The sequence below is a fragment of the Legionella fairfieldensis ATCC 49588 genome (genome assembly GCF_000621525.1).
GTDB classification, from domain to species: Bacteria; Pseudomonadota; Gammaproteobacteria; order Legionellales; family Legionellaceae; genus Tatlockia; species Tatlockia fairfieldensis.
The window spans coordinates 1-19,297 of record NZ_JHYC01000025.1 but is presented as its reverse complement, the minus strand read 5'-3'; the positions used below and the strand labels follow the sequence as shown (position 1 = coordinate 19,297).

Below are 19,297 nucleotides of genomic sequence, written 5' to 3'. Positions count from 1 at the left end.
GTCTTACCAGATAACACACCGTTTTTTATTGATCATAGGACTTGGTGCCACAATATTGAAGGCTGTCTGAAACTGTGGCATGTTGGCCAATGTACCATTGACTCGATATAGCATGGGAGGATGAGGATCGGTAGTTACTAAATTGCGTGCCTGAGCAGGTCGAATATTGGCAGCCCAAACATGAGCAGCACCTAAAAAGAACTGCTGATCAGGGGTTAAAGAGGCAATGGTTTTCGCATCCTTATAAAATCTGGATGCATGAAACGCATGATAAGCAAGTGTCAAGCCACCTAAATCAGCCGTTGCTTCACCAACAACTAATTTACCCTGTACAGGCAAATCACCATCGACTTTGTAGTTAGAAAACTGTTCGATGATGCAGGCCGTTGCTTCTTTGAATTTTTTTAAGTCAACAGCAGTCCACCAGTTTTTTAAATTACCTTCACCATCAAATTGCGCGCCCTGATCATCAAAACCATGCGTCATTTCATGCCCCATCACAAAACCAATGGCTCCATAGTTAACAGCGGCAGGGGCTGTGGGATCAAAAAAAGGCGGTTGCAAAATCCCGGCAGGTATATTGAGATTATTCATTGATGGATCATAATAAGCATTGATGGTTTGGGGTGGCATAGCCCACTCACTCCTATCAATTGGCTTACCAATCTTATTGAGATCGCGTTTAACCAGAAACTCACTGGCACGACTTACATTAAGTACGTAGGGGCCACGATCAATCTTTAAAGTGGAATAATCCCGCCATTTGTCTGGATAACCAATGCGCTCTTCCATCAACGCTAATTTCTTCAACGCAGCCTGTCGAGTGGCTGGTGTCATCCAGCTCAATGTTTGTAAATCTTTATGTAATGCCTGGCGAATAGTGCGCAAAATTTCTATCGCCGCCTGTTTAGACGCTGGAGGAAAATATTGTTCTACATAAAGCTTGCCAATAGCAAAGCCTAATGCACTATTTTCAGTGCTTACCACGCGTTTCCAGCGCGGCAATAATTTTTCCGTACCCGTTAATACAGAGTTCATATGAAAATTCTGATCAACAAAAGGCTGTGATAAATAAGAAGCAAAGGTATCCACTAAGTGCCAGCGTAAATAGGTTTTCCAATCCGCAAGAGGTACTTTTTTCAGTTGCTCATTCAGAGATTTAAAAAAAGCAGGCATCGCCAGATTAAGACGTTTAAGGCTCGATTGACCCATGCCTTCGAGATATCGCGGCCAGGAAAAATCCGGTGTGATTTTAGCCAGTTGTTGTAGATCCATCATATGATAAATAGCATGCGGATCGCGCTGATCAGTTTGAGACATGGATGCTTTCGCAAGCGTCGTTTCAATAGTCATCACAGTAGCGGCTTCACGCGCCGCTTCATCTGCACTATCACCCAACAATTCAAACATCTTTGCAATATGTTGCACATAAGCAGTGCGAATTTGCTGAAATTTTATGTCGTCTTTTAAATAATAATCTCGATCCGGTAAACCAAGACCTCCTTGTATCGCCGCACCAATCATCTCCTGGCTATCCTTAAAGTCCTGCATGCTGGAAAAACCAAACAGAGCATTTACACCCAGCAGATGTAAATGGGGAATCAATTTTTGCATGTCAACCGTATTTTTTAAAGCAGCAATACGATCAAATTCAGGTTGTAAGGGTTCAACACCTAGTTTGTTAATGGTCACTTCATCCATACCACTGTAATAAAAATCACCTACTTTTTGTTCAATACTTCCCGGTACAGCATTTTTATCGTTAGCGGCAGCAATAAGCATTTGATGAATAATAATTTGCACTTTTTCCTGCAACACATTAAAACTGCTCCAAATGGCGTAATCCGGCGGAACAGGATTTTGTTTTTGCCAGTTTCCATTGGCATACGCATAGAAATTATGGCCGGGCGAGACAGTAAGATCTCGCCAGTCAAGATTTAAGCCTGCGGGAGAATTTGTTTCACTAACCGCTGCGATAGTTGTCAATACGGGAGAGGCAATCCCTATTATTGCCATAAAAGCCATGAAAAAAAATCGCATAAAATTAGTCTCCACCAACTATTCCAAATTGATTAACAGAAATTAATGGGCTTCATCCCAGTTTCGCCCTACACCAATCGATACCTGCAAGGGTACAGATAACTGTACGGTATTCTCCATTAACTCACGAATGATTGGTTTTGTCGAATCCAGCGCCGATTCATGCACCTCAAAAACCAATTCGTCATGCACCTGCATAATCATTTTTACATCATCGCGTGTTGCCTGCCATGTCGCTATTGCCAGCATTGCTTTCTTAATAATATCAGCTGCTGTTCCCTGGAGCGGTGCGTTAATTGCCGCGCGTTCTGCCGCTTTACGTCGCACCATGTTTTGTGCATTAATTTCGGGTACATAAAGACGGCGACCAAACAGCGTTTCAACATAGCCCTGAATACGGGCCTGTTTACGGGCGCGTTCCATGTAATCAAAAACCCCTGGATATCTCTGAAAATAGCGCTCCATATAATATTGTGCATCTTGACGTTCGATGCCCAATTGCTTGGCCAGACCAAAAGAAGACATCCCATAAATCAACCCAAAGTTAACCGCTTTTGCTCGGCGGCGCTGTTCATGATTTACTTCCGTCAGTTCGATCTGAAAAATTTCACTCGCCGTTGCCGCATGAATATCCCAGCCCTTAGCGAACGCATTAAGTAAATTTTCATCCTGTGATAAATGCGCCATAATACGTAATTCAATTTGGGAATAATCCGCTGCCAATAAGTAATGATGGGGAGGCGCAATGAATGCTTTACGAATTAATCGACCTTCCTCATTGCGAATAGGTATATTTTGCAAATTAGGATCGCTGGAAGACAAACGACCGGTCGCGGCTATAGCCTGATTATAAGAAGTATGAACGCGCTGCGTTCGGGGATTTATTCGCCTGGGTAATGCTTCAATGTAAGTGGATACGAGTTTACTTAAACTACGATAGGCAAGAATAATCGCTGGCAAACGATAATCAAAAGCAAGCTCCTGTAGCACCGACTCCGCAGTGGAAGGCTGCCCTTTCGGTGTTTTTGCCAGGACAGGTAACTGTTGTTCGATATATAAAATTTCCTGCAACTGCCTGGGCGAATTTAAATTAAAAGGCTTTCCGGCTAAATGTAAAGCCTCCTCTTCCAATGCTATCATGCGTTCCTTTAAACGCTCACCGTGAAGTGCCAGCGTTTTCTCATCAACAAGCACACCCTGGTATTCCATATCGCCCAATACAGTGAGCAAGGGCACTTCAATCGTTTGCAGAACTGATTTTAATGGCTCATCAAGCATGGGAAATAATTTATGGTGCAGCTTAAACGTAATATCGGCATCTTCCGCCGCATAGGGAGCAGCATCAATGACTGCTATTTCATCAAAACGGAGCTGTTTCGCGCCTTTACCAGCCACATCCTCATAACTGATGGTTTTATGACCAAGGTATTTTAATGCCAGAGAATCCATGTCGTGACGCCCTGCACTGGAATTGAGTACATAGGACTCAAGCATTGTATCAAATAGAATACCCCGCAGATGGATCCCATGGTTTTTAAAGACATTGTAATCGTATTTCAAATTCTGACCCACTTTACCGATATTGGCATTTTCAAGGATGGGTTTTAATGCTTCTAATACTTTTTCACGCGATAATTGCTCACTGCCATCTTTGTGAATAAGTGGGATGTAGGCTGGTTTGTCTTCCTCTATAGCTAGAGCAATACCCACAATTTCCGCATTCATTGCGTCAAGACCAGTCGTTTCTGTATCAATACAGAATAAGGCGCAGGACTCCAGTTGCGAAAGCCAATCCGCAAATTGAGCATCACTCGATATCACAGTAAAATTTTCTTGTCGCTCCGCCTCAGGAATGACAGCTATCGGTTGTCTACGCTCCATTGCTCCTTGCCCTAATAATTCTTTTAACCAGGACTTAAACTCCAACGTCTGGGTCAAATGAATTAATTGATCACGATTCGCTTCTTTAAGCTTCAGATCGGTCAGGGTTAAAGGTAAAACAACATCCGTCTTTATAGTAACTAACTTCTTTGATAAAGGTAGATGGGCCAAACTTGCACGCAAGTACTCCCCGATTTTGCCCGTCATTGCCTCCGCATGGGCAATAACATTATCCAGGGTTTGATAGAGCTCCAGCCATTTTGCTGCTGTTTTAGGTCCACACTTGGTGACACCAGGAATATTATCGACACTATCACCAATTAATGTCAGATAATCAATAAATTGTGTCGGATGTACACCAAATTTTTGCTTAACACCCGATACATCCAAAATCTGATTACTCATTGTATTAATAAGCGTCACATGCTCATTAACCAGTTGAGCCATATCCTTATCGCCGGTGGAAATAAGTACTGGCTGTCCCTGGGCCGTTGCCAGGTGAGACAGGGTACCAATTACATCATCGGCCTCGACTCCTTCAACGATAAGCAAAGGTAAACCCATTGCTTCCAATATATCTATCAGCGGCTGAAACTGATTGCCGAGATCAGGAGGCATGGGTGCACGATGCGCTTTATACTCAGGATACCATTCCTCGCGAAAAGTTTTGCCTTTCGCGTCAAAAACGACGGCAATTTGCTCTGGCTGATAATCCTTGATGAGCCGTTTAACCATATTGGCTACACCATAAATAGCACCGGTTGGCTGTCCTTTTGAATTGGTCAGTGGCGGCAGCGCATGAAAGGCACGAAAAAAATATGAGGATCCATCAATTAAAATTAAAGGCGCTGTCATTGTTCTTTGTTCTCATACTGAGCCAAACGCTTATTTAATTCGGTCACTTTGTCACTGATTGATTTTAAATTTTTTCGCATTAATGGAATTCGAGTTACAGATAATTCCTGCTCGATAGCCTTATCTTTAGGTCGTGCAGGATTGCCTAAATAAATATTGCCTTGTTTGAGATGTTTTTTGGGCGGCACACCGGCACGGGCGCCCAAAATAACGCCATCATCAATCCGAACATGATCACTGACTCCTACATTAGCGGCAAAAACGACATGATCTCCACTGGTAGTGCTGCCTGCAATACCTGTAAACGCGCAGAGAATATTATGTTTACCCAATTTAACGGAATGAGCTATCTGCACCAGATTATCAATTTTTGTCCCGGCGCCAATTGTTGTTGCCCCCAAGGTGGCTCTGTCTACTACCGTGTTAGCGCCGATCTCGACATCATCTTCAATAACAACGCTACCAATGTGAGGGACTTTCATATGGTGATTATCAACAAAAGTATAGCCAAAACCGTCAGAACCGATAACCGTTGAAGCATGAATACAGACTCTGGCACCAATTTGACATCGTTCGTAAATCGTGACATGAGGATGAATGGTTGTATCTGCACCAATTGTAACATGCTCACCGATCATCACATGTCCTTTAATTACACAATTATCGCCAATAATTGTCCCTGACTCGATAATGACATAAGGACCCACAGAAATGTTGTTACCCAAACGAACATCAGGAGCAATCACTGCTGTAGGATGAATGCCCGGTACTGGTTTTTTAACAGGATTAAAATGATCAAGTAACTGGATAAATGCTTTAAAAGGATTATCCACCTGGATGACTGATTTTACCTCACTGGTTGTCCTGTCGTTAACAAGAAGAGCCGCTGCTACGGATTTTTCAGCCAATTGTAAATTTTCTTTGCCTTCTGCAAAAACAAGCGCGCCTGTAATAATATTATCAATGGGTGCTAATGTAGAAATAATAATATTCTCATCACCTATCACCTGCCCCCGCACTAAATGGGCTATCTCAGACAACGCAGCATTCATCACTTGACCTTTAATAATCATACAAAAATAGGACGATTATAGCGTGATGTAATTGAAGTTGCACGAGCGCTTTTTATAAATTAACATTGCCGTGGCAAGATCGTCTGAATTTTAATCATTACATACGGCGCAAGAGCAGTGCTGCGTTCGCACCGCCAAAAGCAAAATGATTGGATAATGCGATATCTATTTGCATTGGACGCGCGTGATTGGCTACATAATCCAAATCACAGTCAGGATCGGCATTATACAAATTGATTGTAGGTAGCAACAGATCGTTCTTCAAACTTAAGGTTGTAGCAATAATTTCCATGGCACCCGCCGCACCAATGGCATGTCCAGTCATCGCTTTTTGTGCGGTAACAGGTATTTCATAGGCACGTTTGCCAAACACTGTTTTAATGGTTTCCGTTTCGGTAAGATCGTTTAACTGGGTTCCTGTGCCATGCGCATTAATATATTGCACATCGCTCGCAGCCAGTCTGGCATCGTCAAGGGCAGCATGGATCGCTCGAATTTGTCCCTGGGTGTCAGGCGCAGTAATATGATGAGCATCACAACTCGCTCCAAAGCCAATGATTTCAGCATAAATACTGGCACCTCTTGCCCTTGCCTGTTGCAACTCCTCAAGAATTAAAATGCCTGCCCCATCAGCCATAACCAAACCATCTCGATTTTTATCAAAAGGACGACAAGCCATCTGAGGGTTTTCATTCTGAGTCGACATCACACGTAACTTACACCAGGCAGCCATGATGCTTTCCCACAAGAGAGATTCGGTGCCACCACACAACGCGGTAGTCAGTTTACCCTGTGCAATCTGCTGATAGGCATAACCTATCGCTTCAGCAGAAGAAACACAGGCGTTTGAAATGGTGGAATTGGGTCCGCCTAAACCAAATGCAATCGCCACATGATTGGCAACTGAATTGGGCATTCCGCGTATGACACTTAAAGCAGGAATTTTCTTCCAACCTTCTCGATAAAAAACCTCGTAAGCAGCCTCAAGTTCAGGCGTCCCTCCAAGACTGGTGCCCACGTAGGTACCGGCATTAGCCAACTCAACAGGAGTCAAGCCTGAACGTTGAATGGCATAATGGGCACAATAAAGTGCATATTGAGCAACCCGTGGATATCGCTTGCTTTTATTAAATTCAGGCAAATCCTCTAATGAGAGATTAGTAATTTCTCCGGCTATCTGCGTGGTATACGGTGCAGGATCATAAAGCTGGATACGTTTAATACCACATTGTCCAGTCGTTGCTGCCTGCCAGAACGCTTCAAGGCTATTGCCAATGGAGGAAACTATTTCCATCCCCGTGATTACAACCCGTTTTTTCATTTCCTTACCCTCTTAGCGCTTCCTTCCGCGATAAACAGCAATACTAAAGGCGCGGCAGAAAAACTGTCAAGACGAATTCGTTCGTGCTTGTATTATTTTATTTGCACCCTACTCAGGTACAGGGCAGATTCACTAACCCATGTCGTTGACCACTGTCACCAATGTTATAATACCTGAACTGAACAGAGATATATAGTTAAGAAAAATTGTGTAATTTATCAATAGGAGCTGTCCAGTAATCAGTAGCATTGACTGATTTAAAGCCATGACGTGTATAAAGATTAAGCGCATTGTGATTGGATGTTTCCACATCAAGTGCGAGTTTGGTTTTACCCTGCATTAAAGCATGATTAATACAACAGGCGAGCAACTCACCTCCCCAACCCTGCCCCTGATAAGAAGGTAAAATAGCTATATCCGATAAAATAGTCTCTTCTGCGTGCCAACGAATGTGAGCCTTACCCACCGCTTTCTCACCATGATAAGCAAGCAACAAGGTGTAATTACCCTCGCTTAGCAGATTATCAAAACGTGCGGGCATGTTGTCTTGCTTTTCCTTAAAACAACGTTCATCAATAGCGCATAAGGCCGGAATATCCTCGGGAGTAGCTTTTTTTATAGAAAGCACTTGTCTGGTAAGTAAAACAGGCTCATAACTCTGCCGTTGCATATGATATTCACTATGACGATAGTGAAACCCCAGGCGGGTCAACCAGGTTTCATTAATTACAGGGGGAGTAGAAAAAATCAGGGTGGTAATTTGCTTTATCGTAAGTAAGGGCAGAATGGCGCGCAGTAATTGTTTCGCAATACCCTGTCTACGATGGGTCGGAGCCACCAGAATGCTTACTTCACACGCATCAGCATAAAAAAAATAAACGCTCAAAAAACCCAGTAAATTATTCTCTTGAAAATAAAGTACATTATTATCCGTAATTCGTTTTTGTTCCAGAATATGACGATATAGTGCTGGCAGACCACCATCTGTACCATGGCATAAAGCCGCCAGGACATCTACTGCTTGTAGCTGAGTAGCACTTAACTGATTATTGCAAATAAGCATGAGATTTCAATCAATAAGTAAATCATTCTATTTTATTGCGTTGAGATGATTTCACAAGTCCTATCATACAAAATCTTCTGGCCGATGGACGAGTTCATTCAAGAATTATTATTTGATAAAGGAGTAGGTGCCTCTGCGGGTACAGGCGCGTAACGAGAATTCTGTGTAGCAACCGCGGCAGGATGAGAAGAGAAATAAAGTCCAATTATAGCCAGAACGATAAGAATAATAATTGCAAAAATACCAATTCGCTCGTTTTTACTTTTCTTCCTGGCCATCATCCTCTCCTTTTCCTTTGTACCGGACAAACCATTCCAGGAATACGGAATTGCCAACGAAAGTCAGCGATTCCCGTTAATAGCTATTTTTTGTCGGGAACAAAGCTCTTTTTCTCTATTTTTTAGTATAGTAAACATTTTTATAAATAGGGAACCTGGGAATTTTATCTCTTGAAATCCATGCTACTTCACTAAGGCACATAGACGGAATAAGCGTATTGCAAACAAAAGACCCCGTTAACTGATTAAAAAAAACACGATGAAAATAATAGTCAAGCTAATTAATAACCAATTAACGGTTTGTCGAGTCAGCAGCTGTAAGAATGTGTAAAGGATTATCCCTCCGCCAATGCCGTCAGCAATAGAGAAAGTAAAAGGGATCATCATAATGGTGATCATACAGGGAGCAGCTTCTCGAATGTCTGTTAATTTTAATGCTCCCAAATGTTTCATCATACAACAGCTCACATAGAGTAAAGCAGGTCCTACAGCATAGCTGGGAATCATCTGTGCCAGAGGGAAAAAAAATAGCAGCAATAGAAAGCCACCTGCAATAATTAATGCAGTTAAACCCGAACGCCCGCCAGCTTGAATACCCGCAGCGGATTCTATGTAAGGAGAAGTACTTGCTGACCCTAATAAACCGGCTACAACAGAAGCAGCCGCATCTGCTGTTAAACTTCTACTCAATCGTTGCTGATAATCCGGTTGTTTCCTAAAAATAGACGGATTAAGTAGACCTATCAAGGTGCCCGTTGCATCAAAAACAGCAATTAGAAAGAACGTAAATATCGCTTTAAGCGCCGTTATACTGGATAAACCTGAAAAATCCAGTTTAAAGAAAGTAGCCTGCATGGAGGGTGGCAAAGCAACCAAACCTTGCCAGGAAGTCAACCCTGATAACAAACTTATTCCGCTGATAACAAGAATGCCTATTATGATAGCAGCAGGAATGCAATAATAATCAAGCACCAGAATTAATAAAAAACCTAATAAAAATAGCCAACTTTGCGGCCTGTGCAGATTACCCAACCGTACCATCGTATGATGATCACTAATAATTATCTGATTCGACTGTAACGCTATTAGCGCAATAAGCAAACTGATTCCTATAAGGATAGCAATTTGCAGATTGTTGGGAATTGCTTCAATTAATAAACGACGCAGCATCGTTAAACTAAGAAGAAAAAATAACAGCCCCGAAATAAAAACCATTGCCAAAGCATGTTGCCAATCAATTCCCATACTTTGGACAACGCTATAGGAAAAATAAATATTAAGAGCCATACCCGGCGCTACGCCTATAGGAGTATTAGCCAGAAAGCCGATTAGAATGCAAGCAAACGCAGTGACCAGACAGGTTGCAGTAAATACTGCGCCCTGATCCATACCCGCTTCATGTAAAATGGCAGGATTCACAAAAACAATGTAAGCCATTGTTAAAAAGGTAGTTATTCCAGCTAAAACTTCTGTTTTAAGGGAGGAGTAACTCAAAAAAAAGGATTTTAACGTCATGAACCGACAGTTCGAGACCAAAAATTTATCCTACACAAAGAAGAACCGATTTGGCAACCGTTTCCATGCTCTTTCACTTAATAAAAGTTTAAAAATGAAAATTAAGAACAGCAAAAATAATTTCTATCGTAATTAACACAATAATAATAATTTCCAGATTATGGGCATGGCGATTTTCCAGATAGCCATTAAACATATCGAAAATTTCATTAAGCGTATCCAGACGATGATTAATAGCATTTACACGACGTTGAATATGTAAATAACGCTCCAGCATAGTGTAGTATTCTTCAAGGGTAGGGTGTTGCCAAAAATATTTTGGATGATAAAGAAAATTACTGATTAAATTCATTTCACTTTTGGCACCCAGAATTTCACCAATGACCTGCCGAATATGATTGCGACTCACAGGCATTTCCCCTTTATTGGAGAGACTTTGGATCATGGGATTATATTTTTCAATGAGCGCTTCAATGATAGTTTCAAAATACTGTAGCTTCACGGATTGCGAAAACCCGTAGGAAAAACTTAATTTTAATTCGTCACTGTCAACATCCATAGTGATACAATCTACATCAAAAAAATCATGAGGCTCTATGGCTGTTTTATCGCCCGTCCGATAACTGAACTCATCCCGAACTAAAAAAGATATTGGTTTATCAGCAAAGCGCCTGATAATGTCCAGATAAGTACTAATCTGATACCGTTTAATACCCCAGGACACCACTGTACCATTTTTAAAAACAAACAAAGTAATGCAATCATCACTGCGGCCAAGCTTCAAAACATCTCTTGATCTGGCTGAGCTATAACCAGGCAAAGTAGTTTTAAAATAGGCATCGAGACGTGTCAAATCAATTGTATTGGCAATGCAATAGCTTAAGCATTCCATGATATAAATAACCTGTGAAAATACCTGAACTCATGATGCCATAAGCATCATGAGGACCTTTTGGAAAATATTATACCGCAATTAGCCTCAGACTACACGTCCTCTGCTTCCTCCAGTTCGGCATACGCTTTTTTTCTATCCGTAGCGCCACTTAACCATCGCGGACAAACTTCAAGTACTTTAGCTATTTTGTCTAATTGACTCATGGAAGGGAGCATGTACCCAAAAATCATCGCATTCGCTAAATGGCGTGAAACGCCAAAGACTTTAGCTACTGCCTTAATTTTTTCAGACAGCTCCTCTGGAAAACCTAATAAGGCCAACTCTCGATTAAAACGTTGTGAAAATACTTTGCTGTTCATTTTTCACTCCATGAAAATAGTTCTGTCAGTTGATACACCACCTTTTGGATCGGTGGCCAACGCTTGCATCTTGCAAGACCCTGTATTTTCACTAGTAAATTTCTCTCTAATGAAAATGTTTTACTCTCAACCTGTTTAGATTGTGACGTACCATTGCGGCCATATTAGCTTCACTACAGCCCAATGGCTTCAACAAAAACCAGGCGCTGACACTAAACCTAAAACCTGTCAATCCTTGATACAGGTATGTTCTTTATAACTTATTTTTTTTACAACGCAAAGACTTTTTTATTTATTTTAAAACAAGGAGTTACTAATCGCTGCATTATTTGAAAAAAGATATGTTACGGAGAAAATAGTCTCGAAGGAGAATTACCGCTTTTAATTGATTGAATGGAATTTAATATAAAATATCCATGACCTTATTGGCATAATCGATTCCCTGCAAATAAGCATCACTGTACTCTTCCACGGTAAATTTTGAAAGTGTCAGCTTATTAAAGTCAGCCTGTTCATAAGCATAGGCCATTGCCAGTAAATAACCGAGCACGCCGCTGTGTGTTAATAAAGCCTCATTAAACTCCTCGCTTAGATAAATTTTACTTAACAAGGCTGACATGGATTCATTTAAAATCGCATCCAGAGTAGAAAGCATCCCCACAGTATATGCCTGATGCGGATTTGCTATACCCGAACGGCGAGCAAGAACCTGACACATTTTAGCGCGAATTAACGTTCGCTCCAATAAATCATAAGCAACATTATTCAGAGTGGAAACTAAAAGTAAACTAATCCAGTTTCTTATTTGCACAAGCCCGAGTTGTTGAATGGCTTCCATAAGCGATTCAAACTTCTTACCTTGATACATGGAAGCAGAATTGGCAAGTCTTAGAATCCGGTAACTGAGGGTAGGAATCTGTAAGGTTATTTCTTCGACTCGTTCCATTTTAACATCAGGATGATAAAGCTCTCCAAACAATTTTAACAAATAGGTTTTATTTTCCGTAAGAACCTGACCTTGAACGATATAGGGATAATTAAGAAAAAATCCCTGAAAGAAATCAAATCCTGATTCTTTACAATACTGAAGCTGCTCGCGATTTTTAATTTCTTTTGCCAGCAATTTACCTCTGAAACCCCGAAGCAAATTTAATTGTGTTTTAATTTCATATTCACTCAACTGCGAAATATTAATTTTTATAACATCAGCAATTCTGGCAAGAGGCATCAACTCCTCGCGAAAAATAAAATTATTCAATGAAAACCTGTAGCCTATTTTGCGAAGGGATCTCATGGTGTTCAATAACGTTTTATCAAGAATAATAGTATTCGCCAATACATCGATGATAATTCTTTCCTTGGGAAGCAGCAGTGGAATTTTCTGTAAGAGATGGTTACGAGTGAAATTAATATAAGCAGAATGAGAACCTATCACTGTATTAATATCCAAATCAGTGAAAAGATGAGAGAGAACAAAAGAGGTTGCTCTCTCTTCCAATTCACTCGAATCGATAGTATCACATGACGATTCATTATCCTGATAAACAAGTTCATAAGCACAAACCAGGTTCATATCGTCATAAACTTCGTGCCGGGCAAACAATGCAGAGATTGACTGTGTATTCAATGTATTAATTTAATAGTCCTATTGCAATTCAGTATAATCCAATTAACCACTAAATTTAACCCGTTTATTTAAGTAAAAATTTGACTGTAGACTCTCTCCTCTATTATTTTATTACCCTTCACTCGTCATGTTTATAATAATTCAGATCCAGTTCTCTTGCTGCTTTTACATCATCCAAACGTTTTACAGGTAAGGAATGGGGTGCATCTTTTAAGAGGCTCGCATTAATTTCGGCTTCATGACGGATAGCTTGCATCGCACTGATAAAGCCATCAAGTTCTTCCTTGCATTCTGTTTCTGTCGGTTCAATCAGTAAACACTCCGGCACTAACAAAGGAAAATACGTTGTTGGTGCGTGAAAACCATAATCAAGCAGGCGCTTGGCAAGATCCATTGCGCTTATACCAAAGTTTTTTTTCTCTTGACTTAAGGTTACAAGAAATTCATGAGTTGCGCGCCGTCCCGGATAAGCGAGACTGAACCCTGCTTTTTCAAGTTTGGCAAGTAAATAATTGGCGTTAAGCGTAGCGAATTCAGAGACACGCAATAATCCCTCTTTTCCCAGCACGCGAATATAAAAATAGGCACGTAACAAGATACTGGCATTACCCATAAAGCAGGATAGTCGACCAATACTTTGGGGATAGTCATTACGAGTAGCCCAACGGTAAGTCTGGTTCTCCTTAAGAACTGTCGGGAGAGGCAAATAAGGCAACAAACGCTTTCCTACGGCTATAGGGCCTGCACCAGGACCACCTCCACCGTGTGGAGTAGCAAAGGTTTTATGTAAATTCAAATGCATAACATCAAAACCCATATCGCCGGGCCTTACCCGACCTAAAATTGCGTTTAAATTGGCACCATCGTAATAAAGAAGTCCGCCTGCCTGATGAATAATCGCAGCAATTTCTTTAATTTGTCGCATAAACAAACCCAGGGTGGAAGGGTTGGTCAACATAATACCTGCTGTGTTAGGACCTGCCTTACTACGCAACTCGTCTAAATCAAGATCGCCCTCTTTTGTTGTGACAAGCTCAATGACCTTAAAACCGCACATAACCGCTGAGGCAGGATTAGTACCATGAGCAGCATCAGGAATAAGAATTTCATTCCGCGACGTCTCACCGCGAGACTGATGATAAGCTTTGATCATTGCAACCCCGGCGAATTCTCCTTGCGAACCGGCCATTGGCGTAAGACAAACGCCCGACATGCCGGTGATTTCCGCGAGATACTCTTGCAATTCATACAATACCTGGAGAAAACCCTGGCTTGCTTCTTCCGGAGTCAGAGGGTGTTGATTACTAAAGCCTGAAATAGACGCTGCTTTATGTACCCCACGAGGATTATATTTCATTGTACAAGAACCCAAAGGATAAACATTGCTGTCAATTGCAAAGTTTTTTTGGGACAACCGGGTAAAATGGCGAACAACCTGAAGCTCGGAACAGGCTGGCAGCCGCGGCGGCGTGTGGCGCAAAAATCGGGCAGGAATAGCCAGTGTTGGTTGTTTTATTGCTCGTGGAACTTGGGCAAATGCCTGACGACCCATCTGAGAGCGTTCGAAAATCAGCATAATTTTCCCTCCGTTTTTTGAATCATTTCCTTAAGCGCTTCACAATGTTTAACAGGCGTAAACTCAATCAGCTGATAATCTGCAATCTCGGCAAGATAATAGGGGTCCTGTTGTAAAATAGATTCTAATTGCGCTTTGTCAGTAGTCACAGCAATTATAATTCCGCCCTTCCTGGGCTTCATGGGGCCTGAAGCAATCAGTAGACCCTGTTTGTAATAGTAATCAAGAAATTCACGATGGGCCTGTAAATATTTATCTACTTCACTTATTGGTGTTTTATAGGTTAACTGTACAATAAACATTAATTCCCTCGCTTATCCATAATTTGCTTAAGTGAAGTGGCATAATGTGCAATCTCGCTTTCGGTACGCATCTCTGTAGCACAAACCAATAAGGTATCACGCAGTTCGGGATAATGCGCTTCCACTGCATAACCGCCCATAATACCCTTATCCCGTAATTGCTGAAGTACTTCATCAACTGGCCGGGAAAGTCTCAGCAGTTTTTCATGAAAATGAGGCGCAGAAAAAACAGCTTCGACACCAGCGATTGCTGTTAATGCTGTAACCAGGTGGTGAGTATTATGATGGCATTGAAGAGCAACCTGTTTTAGACCTTCCGCGCCCAATAAACTCATATGGATCGTGGCCGCAGTCACCAGTAACCCTTGATTGGTACATATGTTGGAAGTGGCTTTACCTCGTCTAATGTGCTGCTCACGAGCCTGTAAAGTCAGTGTATATCCTGTTTTTCCTTCTTTATCTACAGTCCGTCCAATCAAACGCCCCGGCATTTGTCGCACATAATCCATACGCGTACTGAAAAAACCGAAGTACGGTCCGCCTGAAGCCATCGGCGAACCTAAAGGCTGACCTTCGCCACAGGCAATATCCACACCTTCGTTACCCCATTCGCCAGGTGGTTTCAGCAAGGCAAGTGAAACGGGGTTAACTGAAGCAATACTAATGGCCTGATTAGCCCGTGCCCAATTGGTAAGTTCATCAACGAGTTCAAGGCAACCAAAAAAATTGGGCTGAGCAATAACCAGTGCTGTAATATCTTCTTTCTGGTATTTTTCCAGAGCCGAGAGCGCTGTAATGCCCTGTTTTTCATCGAAAGGCAACGTAATAACTTCGATGTGCTGAGTACGGACAATCGTTTCCAGAGTCTCGCGATAGAAAGGATGAACCGTTCCGGCCACCAGTACCCGGTTAGTTTTGCTATGCTTGTTGATGCGAACTGCCATCAATACTGCTTCTGCAAGAGCAGTACCTCCATCATACATTGATGCATTAGCCACATCCATTCCTGTCAGTTCCGCTATCATTGTCTGATATTCGTAGAGCAACTGCAGTGTCCCCTGACTTGCTTCAGCCTGGTAAGGAGTGTAGGCTGTTAAAAATTCTCCACGAGAAGCAAGATCCCACACAGCAGCTGGAATATGATGGTCATAGCAACCTGCACCGACAAAACAAAGCCCTTGCTGGTTTTTATTGGCCAATCGCCCGGCTTCTTTAAGCATTGCCATTTCGCTCATACCCGCTGGCAGATGTTTAAAACCGCCATACAATAAAGAATCCGGAATTTCATCAAATAGCTCGCGGGTATTTTCGACACCTATACTGGCTAGCATGGCTTCTATTTCAGCGGCAGTATGTGGAATATAAGGCATGATTAATTATCCTCTGCTATCTCGTTTTGATATTGATCAGCATTGAGCAAACCATTTAATTCAGTGACATTAGCCGGTCTTATTTTAACGAGCCAGCCTGTGCCATAAGGGTCACTATTAACCAACGCCGGATTTTCACTGACTTCCTGATTAACGGCAGTAACCTGGCCACTCACCGGCGCGTAAAAATCAGAAGCCGCTTTTACCGATTCAACTACTCCTAACTCCTCTCCTGCATTAATTTCATCTCCCACTTCGGGCAATTCAACAAAAACCATATCACCGAGCAATTGCTGAGCATGTTCGGTAATTCCCACGACCATCTCTTCACCCTCCAGGCGTAACCATTCATGAGTGCGCGTAAATTTCAAATCAGTCATTGTTTATATCCTTCTTATTATATACACAGTATATCCCTAACTTCGTTTAACAAATTTTGTCTTGCCTATAGACGCAGTAAGGAGTTTTCCCCGAATGTCCACTTTAACCTCCGTATAATTTCCTGTCGGTACGCGTGCCAGCGCGATGGATTGGTTTAAAGTGGGTGAGTAAGAGCCACTGGTAATAATGCCATCTGCCTGTCCTTCAATGATTACCCGCTGGCCTGTACGCATAACACCTTTCTCTTGTAAAGTCAGACCAACCAGTTTACGTTTTATTCCCTGGCCCTTTTGCGATAAAAGAGCGCCCATACCAATGAAATCCCGGTCTTCCGGCTGCCATTTGACCACCCATTCCAGTGCTGACTCCAGAGGAGTCGTTGTCTCGTCCATGTCTTGACCATACAAGAGCATTCCTGCTTCTAAACGCAAAGTATCGCGTGCCCCCAAACCACAGGGTTTTACACCTGCATGCAAGAGTGAAGACCAGAGACTGGCAATTTCTTCCTGAGGTAAAATAATTTCCAGACCGTCTTCTCCTGTATAGCCTGTACGAGCGAAAAACCAGTTCTCTACATCAACACATTCAAAAGGGGTTAAAGTCGATACGGCATCAATCTGGGAAGGAGTAAGAATACTCATTGTTTTGCAAAGTGCTTCAGGCCCTTGTACGGCAAGCATCGCCAATTCATTACGCTCTTGTAACCCCACGGAAAACCCTTCGCTTTTTTGCCGTATCCAGGCCAAATCACGAATGCGAGTAGCAGAATTTAAAACAATACGATAATTATCGGGGGCGCGCTGATAAACAATCAGATCATCAATTATTCCTCCATGTTCATTACACATACAACTGTAAAGCGCTCGACCGGTGTGTTCAAGCAGATCAACGTCATTGGTTAACAATTTGCGTAAAAACTGCCGCCCACCCGCACCGAGTACATCAATAATAGTCATATGGGACACGTCAAACATGCCAGCATGCTGACGGACAAAATGATGTTCCTCTAACTGTGAACTATAATGCAACGGCATTTCCCACCCATGAAAATTTACCATCCTGGCACCCATTGCCAGATGGCTGGCATGTAACGGTGTTTTTGCAATCATTGCGACTCCTTCATTCCGCGCGTTGGTGCAAATGATTATACCGAGATGAGCCATTACGACAAGAGTGATAAAATAAATCCGTCGTTATGAATTTGTCTTATAATTAACACATAGAGTTAATTATAAGCAGACAGGAGGTTGCTCCTAATGCATATCAACAGGAAAGGCCACAAACTACTGGGGGCTTTACTTTTTGCTACCTGTTTATTAATTTCTACTGATAGCATTGCGGAAAAACATTGGAACAGCAACGAAAAAGTATTTTATTTTTTGTCTCCCATTCATGCGTACTGTGATAAGGTGTCGGATTTATCGATAATTGAAACTCACTTGTTAAATAGGAAACCATGTGGCAAATTGGCTAATGTCCGTGCGAGGATTGCTTGATATTATCTGGTTACTATTTTTGCTATCCATGCTCAGACATTTCTGGTATGAAAGACAAAATTTGACAAAAACCAACGGTTGGTTAATCACCAAAGGTCGTATTGTCCGATTTGAATGGACCCATGAAAACCATCGCATATGGCCCCGGATTAGTTATACTTATCAGGTTTTTGATCAGGATTTTCAGAGCGAATACCTGTTTCTTGATACGGCGCATAACAGCCCTTATAGTTATTACGCCCGCCGAGTTGCTTATCGCGCTGCAATAGCCTATGAAAAAAATGAAGCGATCGATGTCTACTATAATCCTAACGATCCACAACAAGCGGTACTCGATATCACTATTCCTCGTAAATTAAACTGGATTATCGCTTTACTGCTGGGATTGATTGCTCTGCATCTGGCAATTGTTGCTGCCCATCTGCTGGGGTTTCTGTCGTAGAGACGGGTTGACATTGGCAAGCAGGGGCGGTTACCTGCGATTGTAAACTGGTAATGGCTAGTCCACGAATACCACCAGCGGCAACCGGAGTAAACGTTATTGTAACCGCCAAATGTTGTTGTTGCTGATATTGCGGGTTTTTATAAACAACCAATAAAGGCATCTCCGCTTGCCATTGGTTCGCGCCCACTTCTTTAACTTCGGGAGGCGATGTAGCCACAGCGCTCACATAATAAGAATTCGCTTTTACCGTATCAGGTAACCTGGAGGCATTAAATACAGTACTATAAGCAATCCACCCCTCTGCTGTGAAATATTTGGCGATTTCCTTTTGGCGTGGTAAAAAATTTTTATAGTCATAGCTGTACGTAGCAACTATTGCTTCATTAGCCCACACCGCCAATTGTGTTTTATCCGGTACCGCCCAGACTGAACTCGTTAAAACAAGAAGAGCTAATCCCAAATAACCGTTACTTTTAGGCACAAAACTATCCTTTCATTAAATTTAAAACTTATTCTATACCCATCGCCATTGAAAGTACTGGAAATTATTTCTGAAATGGATTACAAATACGGCCATGAGATTTCAGCCGCTCAGTGACGAGCAAAAAAAAGATTTAGAACTCCGCCACCGTTATGAAGACGATGGTCGCATACGCGATCGTATAAAAGCCGTGCTATTGAAAAGTGAAGGTTGGAAAAACAAGGCGATTGCACAAGCCTTACGAATCCATGAGGAAACAGTCCGGCAACATTTAACGGATTGGGCAACTGACGAAAAATTAAAACCTGAAAATGGGGGCTCATATAGCAAGCTTGATGA

The 19,297-nt window shown here is 42.0% G+C and carries 18 protein-coding genes; 2 read left to right on the top strand and 16 right to left on the bottom strand.

The annotated features are described in order from the left end of the window. Window positions 1–3: 3 nt before the first annotated feature. The 15 genes from T345_RS0107755 to gcvT all read right to left on the bottom strand — a co-directional run bounded on the left by T345_RS0107755 (window position 4) and on the right by gcvT (window position 17,645). On the bottom strand, window positions 4–2,040 hold the full coding sequence (locus T345_RS0107755) for a M13 family metallopeptidase (RefSeq protein ID WP_028388845.1): 2,037 nt from the start codon (window positions 2,038–2,040) through the stop codon (window positions 4–6). A 42-nt stretch (window positions 2,041–2,082) separates the two neighbouring features. Continuing rightward, window positions 2,083–4,776, bottom strand: a complete 2,694-nt coding sequence (gene polA / locus T345_RS0107750; protein ID WP_028388844.1) for a DNA polymerase I — start codon at window positions 4,774–4,776, stop codon at window positions 2,083–2,085. After that, complete coding sequence (lpxD, locus tag T345_RS0107745; protein ID WP_028388843.1) at window positions 4,773–5,828, bottom strand: UDP-3-O-(3-hydroxymyristoyl)glucosamine N-acyltransferase; 1,056 nt, start codon at window positions 5,826–5,828, stop codon at window positions 4,773–4,775. The genes polA and lpxD overlap by 4 nt, the downstream gene beginning before the upstream one ends. A gap of 118 nt (window positions 5,829–5,946) precedes the next feature. Continuing rightward, complete coding sequence (locus T345_RS0107740; protein WP_028388842.1) at window positions 5,947–7,170, bottom strand: beta-ketoacyl-[acyl-carrier-protein] synthase family protein; 1,224 nt, start codon at window positions 7,168–7,170, stop codon at window positions 5,947–5,949. 196 nt (window positions 7,171–7,366) lie between these two features. Then, window positions 7,367–8,233: a GNAT family N-acetyltransferase gene (locus T345_RS0107735; RefSeq protein WP_028388841.1), complete on the bottom strand. Its 867-nt coding sequence runs from the start codon at window positions 8,231–8,233 to the stop codon at window positions 7,367–7,369. A gap of 98 nt (window positions 8,234–8,331) precedes the next feature. Next, window positions 8,332–8,514, bottom strand: coding sequence for a hypothetical protein (locus T345_RS0107730; protein ID WP_156935635.1), 183 nt, complete (start codon window positions 8,512–8,514; stop codon window positions 8,332–8,334). Between the two features lie 234 nt (window positions 8,515–8,748). After that, window positions 8,749–10,026 (bottom strand): NCS2 family permease, encoded by a 1,278-nt coding sequence (locus T345_RS0107725; RefSeq protein WP_035918486.1) that lies wholly within the window; start codon window positions 10,024–10,026, stop codon window positions 8,749–8,751. Between the two features lie 88 nt (window positions 10,027–10,114). Beyond that, complete coding sequence (locus T345_RS0107720) at window positions 10,115–10,918, bottom strand: RMD1 family protein (RefSeq protein WP_028388838.1); 804 nt, start codon at window positions 10,916–10,918, stop codon at window positions 10,115–10,117. Window positions 10,919–11,010: 92 nt separating this feature from the next. Continuing rightward, on the bottom strand, window positions 11,011–11,280 hold the full coding sequence (locus T345_RS0107715) for a transcriptional regulator (protein WP_028388837.1): 270 nt from the start codon (window positions 11,278–11,280) through the stop codon (window positions 11,011–11,013). A 400-nt stretch (window positions 11,281–11,680) separates the two neighbouring features. Then, window positions 11,681–12,907, bottom strand: coding sequence for an EAL and HDOD domain-containing protein (locus tag T345_RS0107710; RefSeq protein ID WP_028388836.1), 1,227 nt, complete (start codon window positions 12,905–12,907; stop codon window positions 11,681–11,683). Window positions 12,908–13,025: 118 nt separating this feature from the next. After that, window positions 13,026–14,483 carry an aminomethyl-transferring glycine dehydrogenase subunit GcvPB gene (gcvPB, locus tag T345_RS0107705; protein WP_028388835.1) on the bottom strand — a complete coding sequence of 486 codons (1,458 nt, stop codon included), beginning with the start codon at window positions 14,481–14,483 and terminating at the stop codon, window positions 13,026–13,028. After that, window positions 14,477–14,785: a YciI family protein gene (locus tag T345_RS0107700; RefSeq protein ID WP_028388834.1), complete on the bottom strand. Its 309-nt coding sequence runs from the start codon at window positions 14,783–14,785 to the stop codon at window positions 14,477–14,479. The genes gcvPB and T345_RS0107700 overlap by 7 nt, the downstream gene beginning before the upstream one ends. Further along, complete coding sequence (gene gcvPA, locus T345_RS0107695; protein WP_028388833.1) at window positions 14,785–16,155, bottom strand: aminomethyl-transferring glycine dehydrogenase subunit GcvPA; 1,371 nt, start codon at window positions 16,153–16,155, stop codon at window positions 14,785–14,787. The genes T345_RS0107700 and gcvPA overlap by 1 nt, the downstream gene beginning before the upstream one ends. Window positions 16,156–16,157: 2 nt before the next feature. Continuing rightward, window positions 16,158–16,535 (bottom strand): glycine cleavage system protein GcvH, encoded by a 378-nt coding sequence (gene gcvH, locus T345_RS0107690; protein ID WP_028388832.1) that lies wholly within the window; start codon window positions 16,533–16,535, stop codon window positions 16,158–16,160. A 36-nt stretch (window positions 16,536–16,571) separates the two neighbouring features. Further along, complete coding sequence (gcvT, locus tag T345_RS0107685; protein ID WP_028388831.1) at window positions 16,572–17,645, bottom strand: glycine cleavage system aminomethyltransferase GcvT; 1,074 nt, start codon at window positions 17,643–17,645, stop codon at window positions 16,572–16,574. 349 nt (window positions 17,646–17,994) lie between these two features. Between gcvT and T345_RS0107675 the strand changes: the two genes are divergently transcribed. Then, window positions 17,995–18,474, top strand: coding sequence for a DUF3592 domain-containing protein (locus T345_RS0107675; protein ID WP_341272472.1), 480 nt, complete (start codon window positions 17,995–17,997; stop codon window positions 18,472–18,474). Here the strand turns inward: T345_RS0107675 and T345_RS0107670 are convergent. Then, window positions 18,398–18,958 carry a DotI/IcmL family type IV secretion protein gene (locus T345_RS0107670; RefSeq protein ID WP_028388828.1) on the bottom strand — a complete coding sequence of 187 codons (561 nt, stop codon included), beginning with the start codon at window positions 18,956–18,958 and terminating at the stop codon, window positions 18,398–18,400. The genes T345_RS0107675 and T345_RS0107670 overlap by 77 nt on opposite strands. Before the next feature lie 94 nt (window positions 18,959–19,052). Here T345_RS0107670 and T345_RS0107665 point away from each other — a divergent pair. Then, window positions 19,053–19,297 (top strand): helix-turn-helix domain-containing protein (locus T345_RS0107665; RefSeq protein ID WP_028388827.1); only part of this gene is annotated, 245 nt, incomplete at its 3' end.